Origin of the sequence: Rhodococcus sp. Q1 (assembly GCF_004153645.1) — a bacterium.
Lineage (GTDB): Bacteria > Actinomycetota > Actinomycetes > Mycobacteriales > Mycobacteriaceae > Rhodococcus > Rhodococcus gordoniae.
Genome location: NZ_SDMJ01000004.1, coordinates 530,634 through 546,937, shown reverse-complemented (window position 1 = coordinate 546,937; position 16,304 = coordinate 530,634). Strand labels below are relative to the sequence as shown.

Genomic DNA, 16,304 nt, shown 5'->3' with positions numbered 1-16,304 from the left:
GGTCCGTGAGCACGGTTTCCGCCCGCCGCGGGCGGGCGTCAGGAGGCGTAGGCCGCCTTCAGCTTGCCCTTCACCAGCTTGCCCGTGGGGGTGCGGGGCAGTTCGTCGACGAAGTCCACCGATCGCGGCACCTTGAAGTGCGCGACCCGCTCGCGGACGTACGAGATCAATTCGTCGGCGAGGTCGGGGGATCCGGCGGATCCGCCCGCCGGTTGCACGACGGCCTTGACCTCCTCGCCCATCTCCGGATGGGGCACGCCGATCACGGCGACGTCCTCGACGGCCGGGTGCAGGGCGAGCACGTTCTCGATCTCCTGCGGATAGATGTTCACACCGCCGGAGATGATCGTGAACGACTTGCGGTCGGTCAGATACAGATAGCCGTCGTCGTCGAGACAGCCGAGGTCGCCGACCGTGGTCCAGGTGGGGTGCTCGGGATGCTGCGACGCCGCGGTCTTCTCGGGATCGTTGTGGTACGAGAACGGAACCTTCTCGTATTCGAGGTAGATCGTTCCCACCTCGCCGGCCGGGAGTTCCCGCCCCTCCTCGTCGCAGATGTGCGCGGGCCCGAGCACACTCTTGCCCACCGAGCCCGGGTGTTCGAGCCATTCCTGACTGTTGATGAACGTGATCCCGTTGGCCTCGGTGGAGCTGTAGTACTCGTAGATCACCGGTCCGAGCCAGTCGATCATCGCTCGCTTGACCTCCGGCGGGCACGGAGCTGCGGCGTGGACGAGGACGCGCAGACTCGACAGGTCGTATCGGTCGCGGATTTCGTCGTCGAGCTTGAGCATGCGGACGAACATCGTCGGCACCATCTGCCCCGCGGTGATCCCGTGCTCCTCGACGTGCCGGAGCGCGGTCTCGGCGTCGAACTTCTCGGCAAGGACCACCGTGCCGCCGAGCGCGTGGATCGCCCCACCCCAGCGCAGAGGCGCCGCGTGATAGATGGGGGCGGGGGAGTAGTAGACGTCGGAGTCGGTGAGGCCGAAGAGGAACTGCGCCACCGTCACCAGCGGCTCACCGGGTTCGTCGACGCGACGTTCCGGGAGATCCGGCTGGATTCCCTTGGGAAAGCCCGTCGTTCCGGACGAGTACAGCATGATGGCGCCGCACGGTTCCTCCTCGAGTCGCGGGCCGGCCGCGGCGAGGGCGTCCTCGTACGACTCGAAACCGCGCACGGTGCCGCCGAACGCGAGCCTCACCGAACCGATCGCGACCTTCTCGCCGACCTGTTCGGGGAGTTCGTCGAGTGTCGCCGACGCGATCAGGGCCTTCGCACCGCTGTCCTCGAGGATATAGGCCACCTCCCCGGCGGTGAGGTGACTGTTGACCGCCGTGATGTACAGGCCGGACCGGAGGGCGGCCCAGAAGACCTCGAAGGCCTCGGGCTGATTGTCGGTGAGCAGGGCGACGACGTCACCGGTGCGCAGACCCGCGTCGTGCAGGACGCGGGCCAGCGCTGCCGACCGGTCGTCGAGTTCGCGGTAGGTCAGACTCCGGTCACTGTCGGCGAGGACGACCGCAAGTTTGTCCGGGGTGGTCCGGGCGTGCACTCCTGGATACATGGGGGCTCCTCATTGCCTCGACATCGCCTCGACGAACACTGTGATCTTGTGGTCTGGATCACAGCCAACAATGTAGCAGAGCTAAGGAGATGGTTGTGACCGCGCTCTCACGGGTGGGAGTGCGGTCCACAGTGGCGCAGGTCAGGAACCCGAGAACTTCGGGGCACGCTTCTCCGCGAACGCCCGCGGCCCCTCCTTGGCGTCGGCGCTCTTGAAGACCGCGGCGCCCAGTTCGGCGTCGATCCGGAACGCGTCCTCTTCGTGCAGTCCTTCCGAATCGCGGATCGTCCGGAGGATGGCCTGCACGGCAACCGGGCCGTTGTTCGCGATGGTCTCGGCGATCTCGAGGGCCTTGTCGAGCGCGGTGCCGTCCGGAACGACGTAACCGATGAGTCCGATCTCCTTGGCTTCGGCGGCCCCGAGGTGGCGTCCGGTGAGCAGGATGTCGGCGGCGATCGTGTACGGGATCTGGCGGACGAGACGCACCGCGGACCCACCGAGCGGGAACAGTCCCCACTTCGCCTCGGAAACACCGAATTTCGCGCTCTCGCCGGCCACTCGGACATCGGTTCCCTGCAGGATCTCGGTGCCACCGGCGATGGCGGCACCCTCCACGGCCGCGATGAGCGGCTTGGTCAGACGGCGACCCTTGAGCAACGCCGGCAGCCGTGTGAGGTCCCAGCCGCCACCGTTGCCTTTCCCGTCGCTTCGCTCGCCCTGCTCGAATGCGTCTCCGGGCGGTGCCGCGTTCATCGCCTTGAGATCGGCTCCCGCGCAGAACGCTCCACCGGCACCGGTGAGGATCGCGACGCGGATCTCGGGATCGTTGTCGACGCGATCCCAGGCCTCGTTCATGATCGCCATCATTTCGCCGGACAGCGCATTTCGTGCCTCGGGGCGGTTGAGCGTGACGATCAGAACGTGGCCGCGTTGCTCGACGAGGCAATGCGGTTCGCGGGACGAGATGTCCGAATCGGCTGTGCCGGGGGCTTCGGTAGCGGACACTGGCGGGACTCCTCGCAGGATTGTGAACTGGATCATATTCGGGTCTTGTCAGAAACGGTAACACGTTCTACTTTTGTCAGCGTGGCCCTAAACATCGCAGACCTCGTCGAACACGCAATCGACCTCGTTCCCGAGCGCGTCGCGCTGGCTTCGGACGGACGTGAGGTCACCTACGCACAGCTGGAGGACCGAGCCAACCGACTTGCTCATTACCTGCGCGAACAAGGTGTGAAGCCGGGCGACAAGGTCGGCATCTACTCGCGCAACACCATCGAGGCCGTCGAGGCGATGATCGCGGTCTTCAAGATCCGCGCCATCATGATCAACGTCAACTACCGCTATGTCGAGAACGAGTTGCAGTACATCTTCGACAACTCCGACATGGTCGCGCTCGTCCACGAACGTCGCTACTCCGACAAGGTCGCGAACGTCCTGCCGAACACTCCGCTGGTGAAGACCGTGATCGTCGTGGAGGACGGCACCGACGCCGACTTCTCGTCCTATGCCGGCATCGAATACGAAGCGGCGCTGGCGCAGAGCAACCCGGAACGCGACTTCGAAGCACGCAGCGCCGACGACATCTACATGCTCTACACCGGCGGCACCACCGGTCACCCCAAGGGCGTGATGTGGCGTCACGAGGACGTGTGGCGCGTCCTCGGCGGCGGTATCAACTTCATGACCGGGGAATGGGTCAAGGACGAGTGGCAGCTGGCGAAGGAGGGCGCCGAGAATCCCGGTCTCGTGCGCTATCCCATCCCGCCGATGATCCACGGCGGCGCCCAGTGGGCGCTGTTCCAGTCGTTGTTCAGCGGCGGCAAGGTCGTCATGCACCCCGAGTTCTCGGGCCACGAGGTGTGGCGCATCATCGACGACCACAAGGTCAACGTCATCTTCATCACCGGCGACGCCATGGCCCGCCCCATGCTCGACGCACTGGAGGAGGGCAACCCGGCAACCGGTGAGCCCTACGACCTCTCGACCCTGTTCGCCATGGCATCGAGTGCGGCCCTGTTCTCCCCGTCCATCAAGGACCGTTTCCTCGACCTGCTGCCCGGCAAGATCATCACCGACTCCATCGGCTCGTCCGAGACCGGCTTCGGTGGCATCGGCATCGCCGAGAAGGGCAAGACCCTCGGCGGCGGCCCCACGGTGAAGATCGACGAGTCCACCACCGTCCTCGACGACGACGGCAATCCGATCGAACCGGGTTCCGAGAAGGTCGGCATGGTCGCGCGCACCGGCAACATCCCGCTCGGCTACTACAAGGACGAGGCCAAGACCAAGGCCACCTTCCGCGAGTACAACGGGATCCGCTACTCGATCCCCGGCGACTACGCGCGGGTCGAGGCCGACGGCACCGTCACGATGCTCGGCCGCGGATCGGTCTCGATCAACAGCGGCGGTGAGAAGGTCTACCCCGAGGAGGTCGAGGGTGCACTCAAGCAGCACCCGGCCGTCTTCGACGCACTGGTCGTGGGTGTTCCCGACGAGCGGTTCGGCGAACGGGTCTCCGCCGTCGTCGCGCGACGCGAGGACGCGCAGGTCACGCTCGAAGAACTCACGGCGACGGCACGATCACAGATCGCGGGGTACAAGGTGCCGCGCGCAGTGTGGTTCGTCGACGAGATCAAGCGATCGCCGGCCGGCAAACCCGACTACCGGTGGGCCAAGGACCAGACGGAACTGCGCCCGGCCGACGAGGTCTACGACAACGGCGACGGCAACGGCGCCGCGGCGGCGGGGTAGAGGGACACATGCAGACCGGCCTCGGCAAGAAGTTCGGCATCGAGTATCCGATCTTCGGCTTCACACCCTCCGAACACGTCGCGGCGGCGATCAGCCGCGCGGGCGGACTCGGTGTTCTCGGGTGCGTGCGGTTCAACGACCCCGACGAACTCGACACCGTCCTGACATGGATGGACGAGAACACCGACGGAAAACCGTACGGCGTCGACATCGTGATGCCCGCCGCGGTGCCCACCGAAGGCACCGCGGTGGACCTCGACAGGTTGATCCCGGCCGAGCACCGCGCCTTCGTGAACCGCACGCTCGACGAACTCGGTGTTCCGCCCCTGTCCGACGACGTCGGTGAGGCGAGCGGTGTTCTGGGCTGGCTGCATTCGGTCGCACGCTCGCACGTGGACGTCGCCCTCGCCCACCGGCCGGCGCTGATCGCGAACGCCCTCGGGTCACCGCCGAAGGACGTCATCGACCTCGCCCACGACAAGGGTGTGCCGGTCGCAGCGCTCGCGGGTGCGGTCGAACACGCGAAGCGGCACGTCGAGAACGGTGTCGACATCGTGATCGCGCAGGGCTACGAGGCCGGGGGCCACACCGGCGAGATCGCGTCGATGGTGCTGTGGCCCGAGATCGTCGACGCACTCGGTGATTCGGCGGCCGTGCTCGCGGCCGGCGGTGTGGGATCGGGACGGCAGGTCGCGGCGGCACTGGCCCTCGGTGCCTCCGGTGTGTGGATGGGCTCGTACTGGCTCACCACCTCGGAGTACAAGCTCGGGGCGGCCGCGCACGGCCCGTCGTCGATCCAGCGCGCGTTGCTCGGCGCGAGTTCGTCCGACACGGTGCGGTCGCGGATCTACTCGGGCAAGCCGGCGCGGCTGCTCAAGACCAAGTGGACGGAGGCGTGGTCGAAACCCGATGCGCCCGAGCCATTGCCGATGCCCCTGCAGAACATCCTCGTGAGCGAGGCGCATCAGCGTATGTCGGCGGCCGACGATCCCGAGGCCGTCGCCATGCCGGTCGGGCAGGTGGTGGGACGGATGAACGAGATCCGTCCCGTCGCGGAGATCATGGCCGACCTCGTGCGGGGCTACGACGAGGCCGTCGATCGGCTGAACGAGGCGCGATAGGACCACAGCGGTGGGGTGGCAGGTGCCCGGGGTGGAGTGATCCGCCCCGGGCATCGTCCCGTTCCGGGATCTGCGTCGGCCGGGGCGTCGCCGGACAGGGAGCAGCGGCGGTCGCGGGTGGGGGTCGACGGCCGAGGTGTGCCCGATCCGGCACTACCCTGGGGTGGACGTGACGCGAGCGGTACCGGGCGTGAACCGCACCGCAGCGGACTCGAAGCGTTCACCGAGGAGGAGGCCGTTCACCTCGGTTACCGAGCAGAGGACGGAAGGCGCAGTGACACAGGCCGAGTCGCAGGCAACCGGAGCACTCGCGGACATCAGGGTGCTCGAACTGGGCACCCTGATCGCCGGGCCGTACGCAGGACGCCTGCTCGGCGACATGGGTGCCGACGTCATCAAGATCGAGGACCCGAAGCGGCCCGACCCGCTCCGCACCTGGGGGCAGGGCGAACGGGACGGGCACCGCTTCTTCTGGACGGTGCACGCCCGCAACAAGCGGTGCATCACCCTCGATCTCCGGGCGCCCGACGGACAGGAACTCTTCCGGCGTCTCGTCGCCGAATCGGATGTCATCGTCGAGAATTTCCGTCCCGGAACGCTCGAGAAGTGGGGTCTCGGCTACGACGTGCTCTCCGAGATCAATCCGGGCATCGTCCTGGCCCGGGTCTCCGGCTACGGGCAGACCGGCCCGAAGGCCGGCCGCGCGGGATACGCCTCGGTGGCCGAGGGTGAGAGCGGACTACGGCATCTCAACGGTTATCCGGGACAAGCGCCTCCGCGACTCGCGTTGTCGCTCGGCGACACTCTCGGCGGCATGTTCGCGGTGCAAGGGGTACTGGCCGCTCTCCTGAGCCGCGAACGTACCGGTCGCGGCCAGGTCGTCGACGTCGCACTCACCGAGGCGTGCCTCGCGGTGCAGGAATCGGTGATTCCGGACTACGACGCGGCCGGTGTGGTGCGCGGCCCGTCGGGTACGCGTCTCGAGGGTATCGCGCCGTCGAATCTGTATCGCACGTCCGACGACATGTGGATCATCATCGCCGCGAACCAGGACACGGTCTTCCGTCGTCTGTGCACGGCGATGGATCGTCCCGAACTCGCCGACGACCCGCGTTTCGCCGATCACCTCGCGCGCGGCCTGAACCAGGACGAACTCGACGTACTCATCGGTGACTGGGCGGCGACGTCGACGCTCGAGGATCTGCTCGCGCATCTGTCGGAGGCCGGTGTGGTGGCCGGTCCGGTGAACACCGTGGCCGAGGTGGTCGCCGATCCGCAGTTCCGGGCACGCGACATGATCGTGCCCCACCACGACGAGCGCACCGACACCGATGTGCTCGGCCCCGGTGTGGTGCCGGTGCTCGGTGAGACGCCCGGTTCGGTGCGCCGCGCCGGTCCGCCCGTCGCGGGATACGACAACGCCGTGGTCTACGGCGAGGTGCTCGGACTGAGCGAGGTCGAGCAGAAGGAGCTGCGCGAGCGCGGCATCATCTGAGGCACACAACGCGGGGCGAAGGCTCGCAACATCGGCAGTCACTGCCGGTGTTGCGAGCCTTCGTTCGTTGTTGCGTGCTTCCCCGCAGGCGTACATGCCACTAAGGTGGAACTCGTTTCAGTATTTCGAACTTCTATGAGGAGTGCCGAATGCACACGCCCATCTGCGACGAACTCGGCATCGAGTTCCCGATCTTCGCGTTCACCCACTGCCGCGACGTCGTCGTCGCCGTCGCCAAGGCTGGAGGCTTCGGTGTCCTCGGCGCCGTCGGGTTCACCCCGGAGGAGCTCGAAATCGAGCTGAACTGGATCGACGAGCATATCGGCGACCGCCCGTACGGGGTCGACATCGTCATTCCGAACAAGTACGAGGGCATGGACGCGAACCTCTCCGCGGAGGAACTCACGAAGATGCTGCAATCGATGGTGCCGCAGGAGACCCTCGAATTCGGCCGCAAGATCCTCACCGACCACGGGGTTCCGCTGCCCGAAGGTGACGATAACGCGTTGCAGCTCCTCGGCTGGACGGAAGCCACCGCGACCCCGCAGGTGGAGGTGGCGCTGCAGCATCCGAAGGTCACCCTCATCGCCAATGCGCTCGGTACCCCACCCGCCGACATGATCGAGCACATCCACAACGCCGGTCGTAAGGTCGCGGCGCTGTGCGGTTCTCCGAAGCAGGCCCGCAAGCACGCCGACGCCGGCGTGGACATCATCATCGCGCAGGGCGGCGAAGGTGGCGGGCATTGCGGGGAGGTCGGCTCGATCGTGCTGTGGCCGCAGGTCGTCAAGGAGGTCGCACCCGTTCCGGTGCTGGCCGCCGGTGGGATCGGCAGCGGTCAGCAGATCGCGGCCGCGCTCGCGCTCGGCGCCCAGGGCGCGTGGACCGGTTCGCAGTGGCTCATGGTCGAGGAAGCCGAGAACACCCCGGTGCAACAGGAGGCCTACATCAAGGCGACCAGCCGTGACACCGTGCGCAGTCGTTCGTTCACCGGCAAGCCCTGCCGCATGCTCCGCAACGACTGGACCGAGGCCTGGGAGGAGGAGGGCAACCCGAAGCCCCTCGGAATGCCGTTGCAGTACATGGTGTCCGGCATGGCGGTCGCGGCCACTCACAAATACCCGGACGAGTCCGTCGACGTCGCGTTCAACCCGGTCGGTCAGGTCGTCGGGCAGTTCACGAAGGTCGACAAGACCTCTGCGGTCATCGAACGCTGGGTGCAGGAGTACCTCGAAGCGACCGGAACCCTGGAGAAGTTGAACGAGGCCGCGAGCGCCTGATCCACACCGTTCGACTCACAGGGAGGGCCGTGGTTGCCCGAGGTCCGGTCCGGGTGCGATCCGGATCGGACCTCGGGCCGTCTCCACGTCCACCGGCTCACCCTTCTGCGTGATCACGACGTGGCCGCTGCGTTCGAGATCGGCGGCCACCGAGCGTGCGGCGTCCATGAGGTCGCGCCACGAGTCGCCACCCGCGACCCGCGCGGCGTCGCTGGGACAGATGGTGGACGGGTTCCGTTCCCGGAGCAGCGCGCAGATCGTGGCCGCCAGCCGTTCACGATCCGCATGCTCGTCGCGTGGTTCCCACCACGGATGCCCGCGTTCACCGAGCGCGACCTTCGCGTCCTGGACGCGGTGCCGTGCGGAGTCGCCGTCGCTCTTCACGAGACGCCGAGCGCGCATCAACTCCGCCACGAGTCGCTTCTGCAACGGTTCAGGAATCGTGGGATCGGTGGCACGCCAGCGCCGCCCGTTCACCACCACATATCTGCCGTCGGGCGTGCGCTCCGCCCCTCCGGATGACCCGTCGGTATCCATCGGTCCCGCCCGTCACTCGACTCGGCGGCGACGGAAGTCCTTCCGGACTTGTCGCCGAACAACCACCGTCGCGGCACAACTGTACGCGTGGGGGCGCGTCGGCCGAGGGGCGACGACGCTATCGCGCAGGAGTGCCGAGGGAGGCCGGTTCCAGAAGCTGCGCCAGTTCGTCCGACAACGACCGGAATTCGGAATCGCCACGTTCCCGAATCCAGACCGGATCGGTGCAGTACCAGCGTTCGGCGGCCAGAGAACGGGACAGGACCTTGAAAGTCGCGGTGCGGGGGAATTCGCGGCAGACACGGATCAGAGTGGGCATCTGCTTGGGACCGAGATCGGTCTGTGCATCGAGGAAACGCGCGAAGGCGGCGGGATCGAAGTCGGAATCCGCGGCGGGAATCACGGCGGCCATCACGCGGTCGCCGACCTGCCGGTCGGGCACCCCGTACACCGCGACCTGAGCGAAGCCCTCGTACCGCATCAGGATGCGCTCGATGGGCGCCGCACCGAGATTCTCCCCGTCCACCCGCAACCAGCCCGAGCTGCGTCCGGCGAAGTACACGAAACCGTTCTCGTCCCGGTAGGCGAGGTCGCCGCTGTGATAGCGCCCGTCGCGGAGGCGCTCGGCGTCGGCCTCGGGGTTGTTGTAGTAGCCGTCGAACAAGCCGGGGCCGCGCACGTTGACGAGTTCGCCCGTCGCGGCGTCGGCGTTGGTGATCCTGCCGTTCGCGTCGAACACCGCTGCCGGGCAGCGTTGCCCCGTCTCGGGATCGAGGATCTCGATGCCCTCGGGCAGTCTGCCGAGGGATCCGGCCGGGGCGTCGGGAGCCGAGGCGATCGCGATGCCGCCCTCGGTCGAGCCGAAGCCGTCGACCACCCGCGCGCCGAAACGGCGGGTGAACTCGGCGACGGCGGTGGCAGACGCCTCGTTGCCGTACATGATGCGCAGCGGGTTGTGGTGGTCGTCGGGGTGCTCGGGTGTCGCCACGATGTACGACAGGGGTTTGCCGACGTAGTTCGCGAAGGTCACCCCGAACCGGCGCACGTCGGGAAGGAAACCCGACGCCGAGAACCGGCGCCGCAGAGCGACGCTCCCGCGCGCGGCCAGTCCGATCGACCAACCCGCGATCATCGCGTTGGAGTGGAACAGCGGCATCGCCACGTACACGGTGTCGCCGGGTCCGAGCCCGAATCGCGTGGCGAGCATCGTCGCCGGCTCCGTGAACTTCCGGTGCGTACACCGCACGGCCTTCGGATCGCCGCTCGTACCGGATGTGAAGATCAGCATGAACAGGTCGTCGGGGGAGGGCGCGGCGGTCTCCACGACGGTGTCGGCGAACGGCGCGAGCATGGTCGCCCAGTCGGGGGAGTCGACGTCGATCACCCGCACCTCGCCGAGATCCACGCCGTCGAGCAGGGAGGCGTGCGCGGCCTCGGTGAACACGACCCGGCACTCGGCGAGCGTGATGTCGCGCGCGAGCGCCGCGCCCCGCCGGGTCGTGTTCAGGCCCACCACCACGGAACCGGAGAGGGCCGCGGCGCCGAGCAGCAACGAGAACTCCGGGATGTTGTCCATGAGGATCCCGATGTGCTTCGGCGCCGGACCGCCGAGCATGCCCTGCAGCAGGGCGGCCCGTTGTCGGGACAGTGCGACGTGCTCGCGCCACGACAGTTCGGTTTCCTCGAAACGCAACCCTCGGTCGTCGACGTCGGTGAGTCGCTCGAGCAGTTCGGTGACGGTGGGAGCAGCCATGTGATCAGACCGGGACGTCGGCGAGTTCGCGCCCGAGCGCACGCAACTGATCGGTGGCCGAGCCGAGCAGGAACTCGTGGTGCTTGGCCGCCAGGAAGTAGCGGTGCACCGGATGGTCCTCGTCGAGTCCGACGCCGCCGTGCACGTGCACGGTCGTGTGTGCCACACGGTGTCCCGCGTCGGCGGCCCAGAAGGCCGCGGTGCGCAGGGCGTCGTCGTGGGACTCTCCCGATGCCATGCGGAAAGCGGCCTGCCACAACGTCAGTCGCACTGCCTTGACGTCGATGTAGGCGTCGGCGAGTCGTTGGGAGACGGCCTGGAAACTGCCGATGGGACGGTCGAACTGGACGCGTTCGCGTGCGTACTGCGCGGTGAGTTCGAGTGCCTGTTCGAGGACACCGCACTGGTAGGCGGCCGAGCCGAGCAGGCTGCGGTCGCGCAACCACGCCGCCACGGCGAGGCCGTCGGTGCCGAGAACGCGATCGGCGGCAAGAGCGACCTGCTCGAGGGTGAGGATGCCGCGGCTGCCGAAGTCCGTGGTCTGCTGCCGGGTTACCGAGACACCCGGATCGTCGCGGCGCACGAGGAAGACCGCCACCGAGTCGCCGGTGGTGGCCGGGACGAGGAAACCGTCGGCGATCGGTGCCGCATCGACGACGGTCTTGACCCCGTCGAGCACGTGGCCGTCTCCCGATGCCTGTGCCCGGGTGGCCGGTGCCGTGGGATCCGGGTTCAGATCCTCTGCGAGTGCGGCGGAGAGGATCTGCTCGCCGGTCGCGGCGGGGCGGCCCCATCCGGCCTGCTGCTCGGCGGTGCCGAACTCCGCAATCGCCGACGCGCACGCGGCGACCGACGTGAGATACGGGACGGCTGCGACGCCGCGGCCGAGTTCGCGCAGGATGCTCGCCTGCTCGAGCGGGCCGTATCCGTCGCCGCCCACGGACTCGGGAAGAGCGGCACCGAGCACACCCGACGACGCGAGCGTGTCCCACAGGGTGCGGTCGAGACGGTCCTCGGCGGCGTCGAGGGTGCGCAGGTGTTCGTTGGTGACGATGTCCGCGACGATGCTGCGGGTCAGTTCGGCGAGATCGTTCTGGGCCTCGGTGAGGGTGAAGTCCACGGTGCGCGTCCTTGTCTAACGCTTGGCGGGCGGCTGGCCGAGGGCAGTCATCGCGATGATGTCGCGCTGGACCTCGTTGGTGCCGCCGCCGAAGGTGAGGATGAGGGAACTGCGGTGCATGCGTTCGATCCGGCCGCGCAGCAGCGCGCCGGCCGAGTTCTGCCGTACCGTCGCCGCCGGTCCGAGGACCTCCATGAGCAACCGGTAGGCCTCGGTCGCGAATTCGGTTCCGAAGACCTTGTTCGCCGAGGCGGCCTCCGGACCGAGGGGGGTCGTGCCGGCGCTCGAAGCGATGTCCCAGTTCATCAGCTGCAGGTATTCGGCCTTCGCGTGGACGCGTGCCAGATTCACCTGCACCCATTCCTGGTCGATCACCCGCCGCCCGTTCGGCAGATGCGTCTCCTGCGCCCAGCGCCGGACCTCCGTCAGGGCCGTGCGCACGGGACCGGCGGAGGTGAGCGCGACCCGTTCGTGGTTGAGCTGGTTGGTGATGAGGGCCCAACCGCCGTCGACCTCGCCGACGAGCGCGGACGCCGGGACGCGTACGTCCTGGTAGTAGGTGGCGCTGGTGTCCGGACCGGCCATGGTGTGCACAGGGGTGTACGAGAATCCGGGAGTGTCGGTCGGCACGATGAAGACGCTGATCCCCTTGTGCTTCCGGACATCCGGGTTGGTTCGGGCGGCGAGCCACACATAGTCGGCGTAGGCGATCAGGCTCGTCCACATCTTCTGACCGTTGATGACCCACTCACTGCCGTCGCGCACCGCGGTGGTGCGCAGGGAAGCGAGGTCGGTGCCGGCGCCCGGCTCGGAGTAGCCGATCGAGAAGTGCAGTTCGCCTGCGGAGATGCGGGGGAGGAAGAACTCCTTCTGCTCGTCCGTGCCGTAATGCATGATCGTCGGCGCGACGGAATCGATGGTGAGGAACGGGACGGGCGCGCCGGCGATGGCCGCCTCGTCGGTGAAGATCAGTTGGTCCATCGCGGAACGGTTCTGGCCGCCGTACTCCTCGGGCCAGCCGAGGGTGAGCCATCCGTCCTTGCCCATCTGCTGCACGACCTCGCGGTACACATTGCCGACGCCGTACTCGCCGGTCGTGGCGGCGAGCGCCTCGCGGCGTTCGGGTGTCATGATCTGGGCGAAATAGGCCCGCAATTCCTCGCGGAGGGCTCGTTGCCCGGGGGTGTAGGAGATGTCCACGAACGCTCCGTTCCGTCGCTGCGGGTCCCTGTGAATCGTCTCGGCGGGATCCCCGCGAATCATTGCACAAAATTGGAACGCGTTCTAGTCTGAATGCAATCGGTCGGCGCGAATGTGAAGCGAGGTCCTCGGATGGATGTCAAGGTCGACTTCGACCGCTGCGAAGCCAACGGCGTGTGCGTCGGGCTGGCTCCCGACGTGTTCGATCTCAACGACGACGACGAATTGATCGTCACGCGGCCCGTTCCCGAAGGGAGTGAAGGCGCCGTTCGCGAGGCCGTCGCCCAGTGCCCGCGTGCGGCGCTCGCCGAGGCCTGAGCCACGCGCGGTGGCCGGCACCGGCCACCGCCGAGGGAAGTAACAAGTTCTACATCTTCGGTACCTCCAGGTCCTGATCGGGAGAGTACCCGCGTGCGGCCGGAAATCGGCCCGAATCTCGAGGAGTACGTGGATGAGTGCGGACGCCGGCGGTGGCGTGGAGAACGACGGTCGGGTGTCTCTCGAAGGGCGGGTCGCCGTCGTCACCGGAGCCGGAGCGGGTCTCGGCCGTGCCGAGGCGCTTGCGCTGGCGCGTGCCGGAGCATCGGTGGTCGTCAACGATCTGGCGGAGAACGACGCGGTGGAGGACACCCTCACGCGTATCCGCGATCTCGGGGTCGACGCGGAATTCGTGCCGGGCAGTGTGGCCGAGCGTGAGACGGCCGACGCGATGCTCGCTGCCGCCCAGGGCAAGCTCGGCGGCCTCGACATCGTCGTCAACAACGCGGGCATCACGCGGGATCGGATGCTGCCCAACATGTCCGACGACGAATGGGATTCCGTGGTGGCCGTGCACCTGCGTGGTCACTTCCTGTTGTCCCGCAATGCCGCGGCCTATTGGCGCGACCGGTCGAAGCAGGAGGGTGGCCCCGTCTACGGGCGTCTGGTCAACACCTCGTCGGAGGCCGGTCTGCTCGGGCCGCCCGGGCAACCCAACTACGGTGCCGCCAAAGCCGGCATCACCGCGCTCACCCTCTCGGCCGCCCGTGGTCTCGAGCGGTACGGTGTCCGCGCCAACGTGATCTGCCCGCGAGCGCGGACGTCGATGACCGAGTCGGTCTTCGGTGATGCGCCGGACGACGGCATCGATCCGCTCTCGCCCGACCACGTCGCGAATCTGGTCGCCTATCTCGCCTCCCCGGCGGCCGGGCGCGTCAACGGGCAGGTCTTCATCGTCTACGGCCCGATGGTGGCGTTGATGGCGGCACCGGTGGTCGAGCAACGCTTCGACGCCGACGGGCAGTGGACCTCCGAGGCGCTCGCCATCGAGCTCGGCGGATACTTCGCCGACCGCGATCCGGGCCGGACGTTCTCGGCGTCGTCGGCCCTCGATCTCTAGTCTCCCGGCTGCCCCGCCGTCGCCCGTCCGGGAACGGCGGGGACGCCACGTCTTCGTCCCGGACCGGGATTCTGCAAGCGTGACGGGCACCGGGGAATTCCGGTAGCCTCACGCCCACTCGGGTCGTTTCTCCGGCTCTCGTGGGTCCCCGCTGCCAGTCCTGATACGTGTTCTAGTTCTCTTCGTGCTCCGATGCCTCGGACCGATACCGACGGCGTCCCGTGCCGGTGTGATCGAGCCCGAGCTCCGCGTCGGAAATCCCGCCGAAATTCCAGCGTAAAACCTCTTTCGAGCGCGTCGACGCGCGCCCGTCGGTGCTTGTATGTCCGTTCGGACGGAAATGGATCGAGATGTCCCAGGACGGATCTTTGACAGGTGAACACGTTCTAGTTAATATGACCCGGGTCACAGCACATGCCATCGATCGGCCGCGCGCCGACGACGTGAGGATCGAAGGGGGCGCACGATGGTAGACCTCCTCGAGGTTCCCTTACGGGCGGTGGGCGGACTGTTCGCCATGACCGGCGAGACCGCCCGGGCGGCCTTCCGCCGTCCCTTCCAGCGCCGCGAATTCGTCGATCAGGCATGGTTCGTCGCCCGCGTCTCGCTGATGCCCACCGTTCTGGTGGCGGTGCCGTTCACGGTCCTGGTGAGCTTCACCCTCAACATCCTGCTCCGGGAGATCGGTGCCGCCGACCTCAGTGGCGCGGGTGCGGCCCTCGGCGCGGTGACGCAGGTGGGGCCCATGGTCACCGTGCTCATCGTCGCCGGTGCCGGCGCCACCGCGATCTGCGCCGATCTCGCCGCCCGCACCATCCGCGAGGAGATCGACGCGATGCGAGTGCTCGGCATCGATCCGATCCAGCGTCTCGTCGTCCCCCGGGTGCTCGCGTCCACCATCGTCGCGCTGCTGCTCAACGGTCTCGTGTGCACGATCGGCATCCTCGGCGGATTCGCCTTCTCGGTCTTCCTCCAGGACGTCAATCCCGGCGCGTTCATCAACGGCATCACCCTGCTCACCGGTTTCGGGGAACTGATGATCTCCCAGGTGAAGGCGGGCTTGTTCGGCATGATCGCGGGCCTGGTCGCGTCCTACCTCGGCCTCAATGTCAAAGGTGGAGCGAAGAGTGTCGGCGACGCCGTCAACCAGACGGTCGTGTTCGCGTTCATGGCACTGTTCGTGGTCAACCTCCTCGTCACGGCCGTCGGCATCAAGCTGACCGCGGGATGAGGGGAGCGGAGAATTCATGGCAGTGATCTCTCGGCGCTTTCCCCGTGCGGTTCGGCGCGCGACACGAGTGTCGTCCACAGTGGACCGGGTGGGGGAGCAGGCGCTGTTCTTCGCGCGCGCTCTCGCGACCGTGCCCCGGGCGTTGATGCACTACCCCAAGGAGACGGTGCGGCTCGTCGCCGAGATCAGCATGGGCACCGGCGCACTCGCCGTCATCGGCGGCACCGTCGTGATCGTCGGCTTCCTCACGCTGTTCACCGGCGGCATCATCGCCGTGCAGGGATTCAGCTCCCTCGGCAACATCGGCGTCGAAGCGCTCACCGGCTTCTTCGCGGCCTTCATCAACGTGCGCATCGCCGCCCCGACGATCGCCGGGATCGGGCTGGCGGCCACCATCGGTGCCGGCTCCACCGCCCAGCTCGGCGCCATGCGTGTCTCGGAGGAGATCGACGCGCTCGAGACCATGGCGATCCCGTCCATCCCGTATCTGGTGTCCACACGCGTGCTCGCCGGGATGATCGCGATCGTTCCGCTGTACTCGCTCGCCGTGATCGCCTCGTTCGTCGCGAGCCGTTTCGCGACGGTGGTGCTCTACGGCCAGTCGGCGGGTGTGTACGACCACTACTTCACGACCTTCCTGATACCCACCGACATCCTGTGGTCGTTCGTCCAGGCCATCGTGATGGCGATCGCCGTGATGCTCATCCACACCTACTACGGCTTCACCGCGGGCGGCGGCCCCGTCGGTGTCGGCGTCGCGGTGGGCAACGCGGTGCGGGCCTCGCTCGTCGCGGTTGTCACCGTCACCCTGCTCATCTCGCTCGCCGTCTACGGCGCGACCGGCAACTTCAACCTGTCGGGATAGGG

The 16,304-nt window shown here is 67.5% G+C and carries 14 protein-coding genes; 8 read left to right on the top strand and 6 right to left on the bottom strand.

Features of this window, described 5'->3' with window-relative positions:
* Window positions 1-38 precede the first annotated feature (38 nt).
* Both EQ874_RS14810 and EQ874_RS14805 read right to left on the bottom strand, forming a co-directional pair.
* The gene (locus tag EQ874_RS14810) at window positions 39-1,568 is read right to left on the bottom strand and encodes an AMP-binding protein (RefSeq protein WP_064063472.1); all 1,530 of its coding nucleotides are present in this window, start codon (window positions 1,566-1,568) and stop codon (window positions 39-41) included.
* Between the two features lie 141 nt (window positions 1,569-1,709).
* Complete coding sequence (locus EQ874_RS14805; RefSeq protein ID WP_242496768.1) at window positions 1,710-2,609, bottom strand: crotonase/enoyl-CoA hydratase family protein; 900 nt, start codon at window positions 2,607-2,609, stop codon at window positions 1,710-1,712.
* A 45-nt stretch (window positions 2,610-2,654) separates the two neighbouring features.
* On the opposite strand from EQ874_RS14805, the gene EQ874_RS14800 reads away from it, so the two are divergent.
* The 4 genes from EQ874_RS14800 (at window position 2,655) to EQ874_RS14785 (ending at window position 8,218) form a co-directional block, all read left to right on the top strand.
* Window positions 2,655-4,322, top strand: coding sequence for an acyl-CoA synthetase (locus tag EQ874_RS14800; protein WP_064063473.1), 1,668 nt, complete (start codon window positions 2,655-2,657; stop codon window positions 4,320-4,322).
* A gap of 8 nt (window positions 4,323-4,330) precedes the next feature.
* Window positions 4,331-5,443 (top strand): nitronate monooxygenase family protein, encoded by a 1,113-nt coding sequence (locus EQ874_RS14795; protein ID WP_129977218.1) that lies wholly within the window; start codon window positions 4,331-4,333, stop codon window positions 5,441-5,443.
* Between the two features lie 274 nt (window positions 5,444-5,717).
* A complete protein-coding gene (locus tag EQ874_RS14790; protein ID WP_064063475.1) occupies window positions 5,718-6,938 on the top strand; it encodes a CoA transferase in 1,221 nt (406 codons plus the stop codon).
* A gap of 149 nt (window positions 6,939-7,087) precedes the next feature.
* The gene (locus tag EQ874_RS14785) at window positions 7,088-8,218 is read left to right on the top strand and encodes a nitronate monooxygenase family protein (protein WP_129977217.1); all 1,131 of its coding nucleotides are present in this window, start codon (window positions 7,088-7,090) and stop codon (window positions 8,216-8,218) included.
* A gap of 15 nt (window positions 8,219-8,233) precedes the next feature.
* Here EQ874_RS14785 and EQ874_RS14780 read toward each other — a convergent pair whose 3' ends face one another.
* The 4 genes from EQ874_RS14780 to EQ874_RS14765 all read right to left on the bottom strand — a co-directional run bounded on the left by EQ874_RS14780 (window position 8,234) and on the right by EQ874_RS14765 (window position 12,828).
* On the bottom strand, window positions 8,234-8,755 hold the full coding sequence (locus tag EQ874_RS14780) for a DUF3253 domain-containing protein (protein ID WP_129977216.1): 522 nt from the start codon (window positions 8,753-8,755) through the stop codon (window positions 8,234-8,236).
* A 118-nt stretch (window positions 8,756-8,873) separates the two neighbouring features.
* Entirely contained in the window at window positions 8,874-10,508 is a 1,635-nt protein-coding gene (locus tag EQ874_RS14775; RefSeq protein WP_129977215.1) for a long-chain-fatty-acid--CoA ligase, read from the bottom strand.
* A gap of 4 nt (window positions 10,509-10,512) precedes the next feature.
* Window positions 10,513-11,628 carry an acyl-CoA dehydrogenase family protein gene (locus EQ874_RS14770; protein ID WP_064063478.1) on the bottom strand — a complete coding sequence of 372 codons (1,116 nt, stop codon included), beginning with the start codon at window positions 11,626-11,628 and terminating at the stop codon, window positions 10,513-10,515.
* Between the two features lie 15 nt (window positions 11,629-11,643).
* Entirely contained in the window at window positions 11,644-12,828 is a 1,185-nt protein-coding gene (locus EQ874_RS14765; RefSeq protein WP_129977214.1) for an acyl-CoA dehydrogenase family protein, read from the bottom strand.
* 132 nt (window positions 12,829-12,960) lie between these two features.
* Here EQ874_RS14765 and EQ874_RS14760 point away from each other — a divergent pair, with 132 nt between their 5' ends.
* The 4 genes from EQ874_RS14760 (at window position 12,961) to EQ874_RS14745 (ending at window position 16,302) form a co-directional block, all read left to right on the top strand.
* Window positions 12,961-13,146: a ferredoxin gene (locus tag EQ874_RS14760; RefSeq protein ID WP_064063480.1), complete on the top strand. Its 186-nt coding sequence runs from the start codon at window positions 12,961-12,963 to the stop codon at window positions 13,144-13,146.
* Between the two features lie 133 nt (window positions 13,147-13,279).
* Window positions 13,280-14,206 carry a 3-oxoacyl-ACP reductase gene (locus tag EQ874_RS14755; RefSeq protein WP_129977213.1) on the top strand — a complete coding sequence of 309 codons (927 nt, stop codon included), beginning with the start codon at window positions 13,280-13,282 and terminating at the stop codon, window positions 14,204-14,206.
* 466 nt (window positions 14,207-14,672) lie between these two features.
* On the top strand, window positions 14,673-15,437 hold the full coding sequence (locus EQ874_RS14750) for an ABC transporter permease (protein ID WP_129977212.1): 765 nt from the start codon (window positions 14,673-14,675) through the stop codon (window positions 15,435-15,437).
* A 16-nt stretch (window positions 15,438-15,453) separates the two neighbouring features.
* Complete coding sequence (locus EQ874_RS14745; RefSeq protein WP_026003117.1) at window positions 15,454-16,302, top strand: ABC transporter permease; 849 nt, start codon at window positions 15,454-15,456, stop codon at window positions 16,300-16,302.
* The last annotated feature ends 2 nt before the right edge of the window (window positions 16,303-16,304 follow it).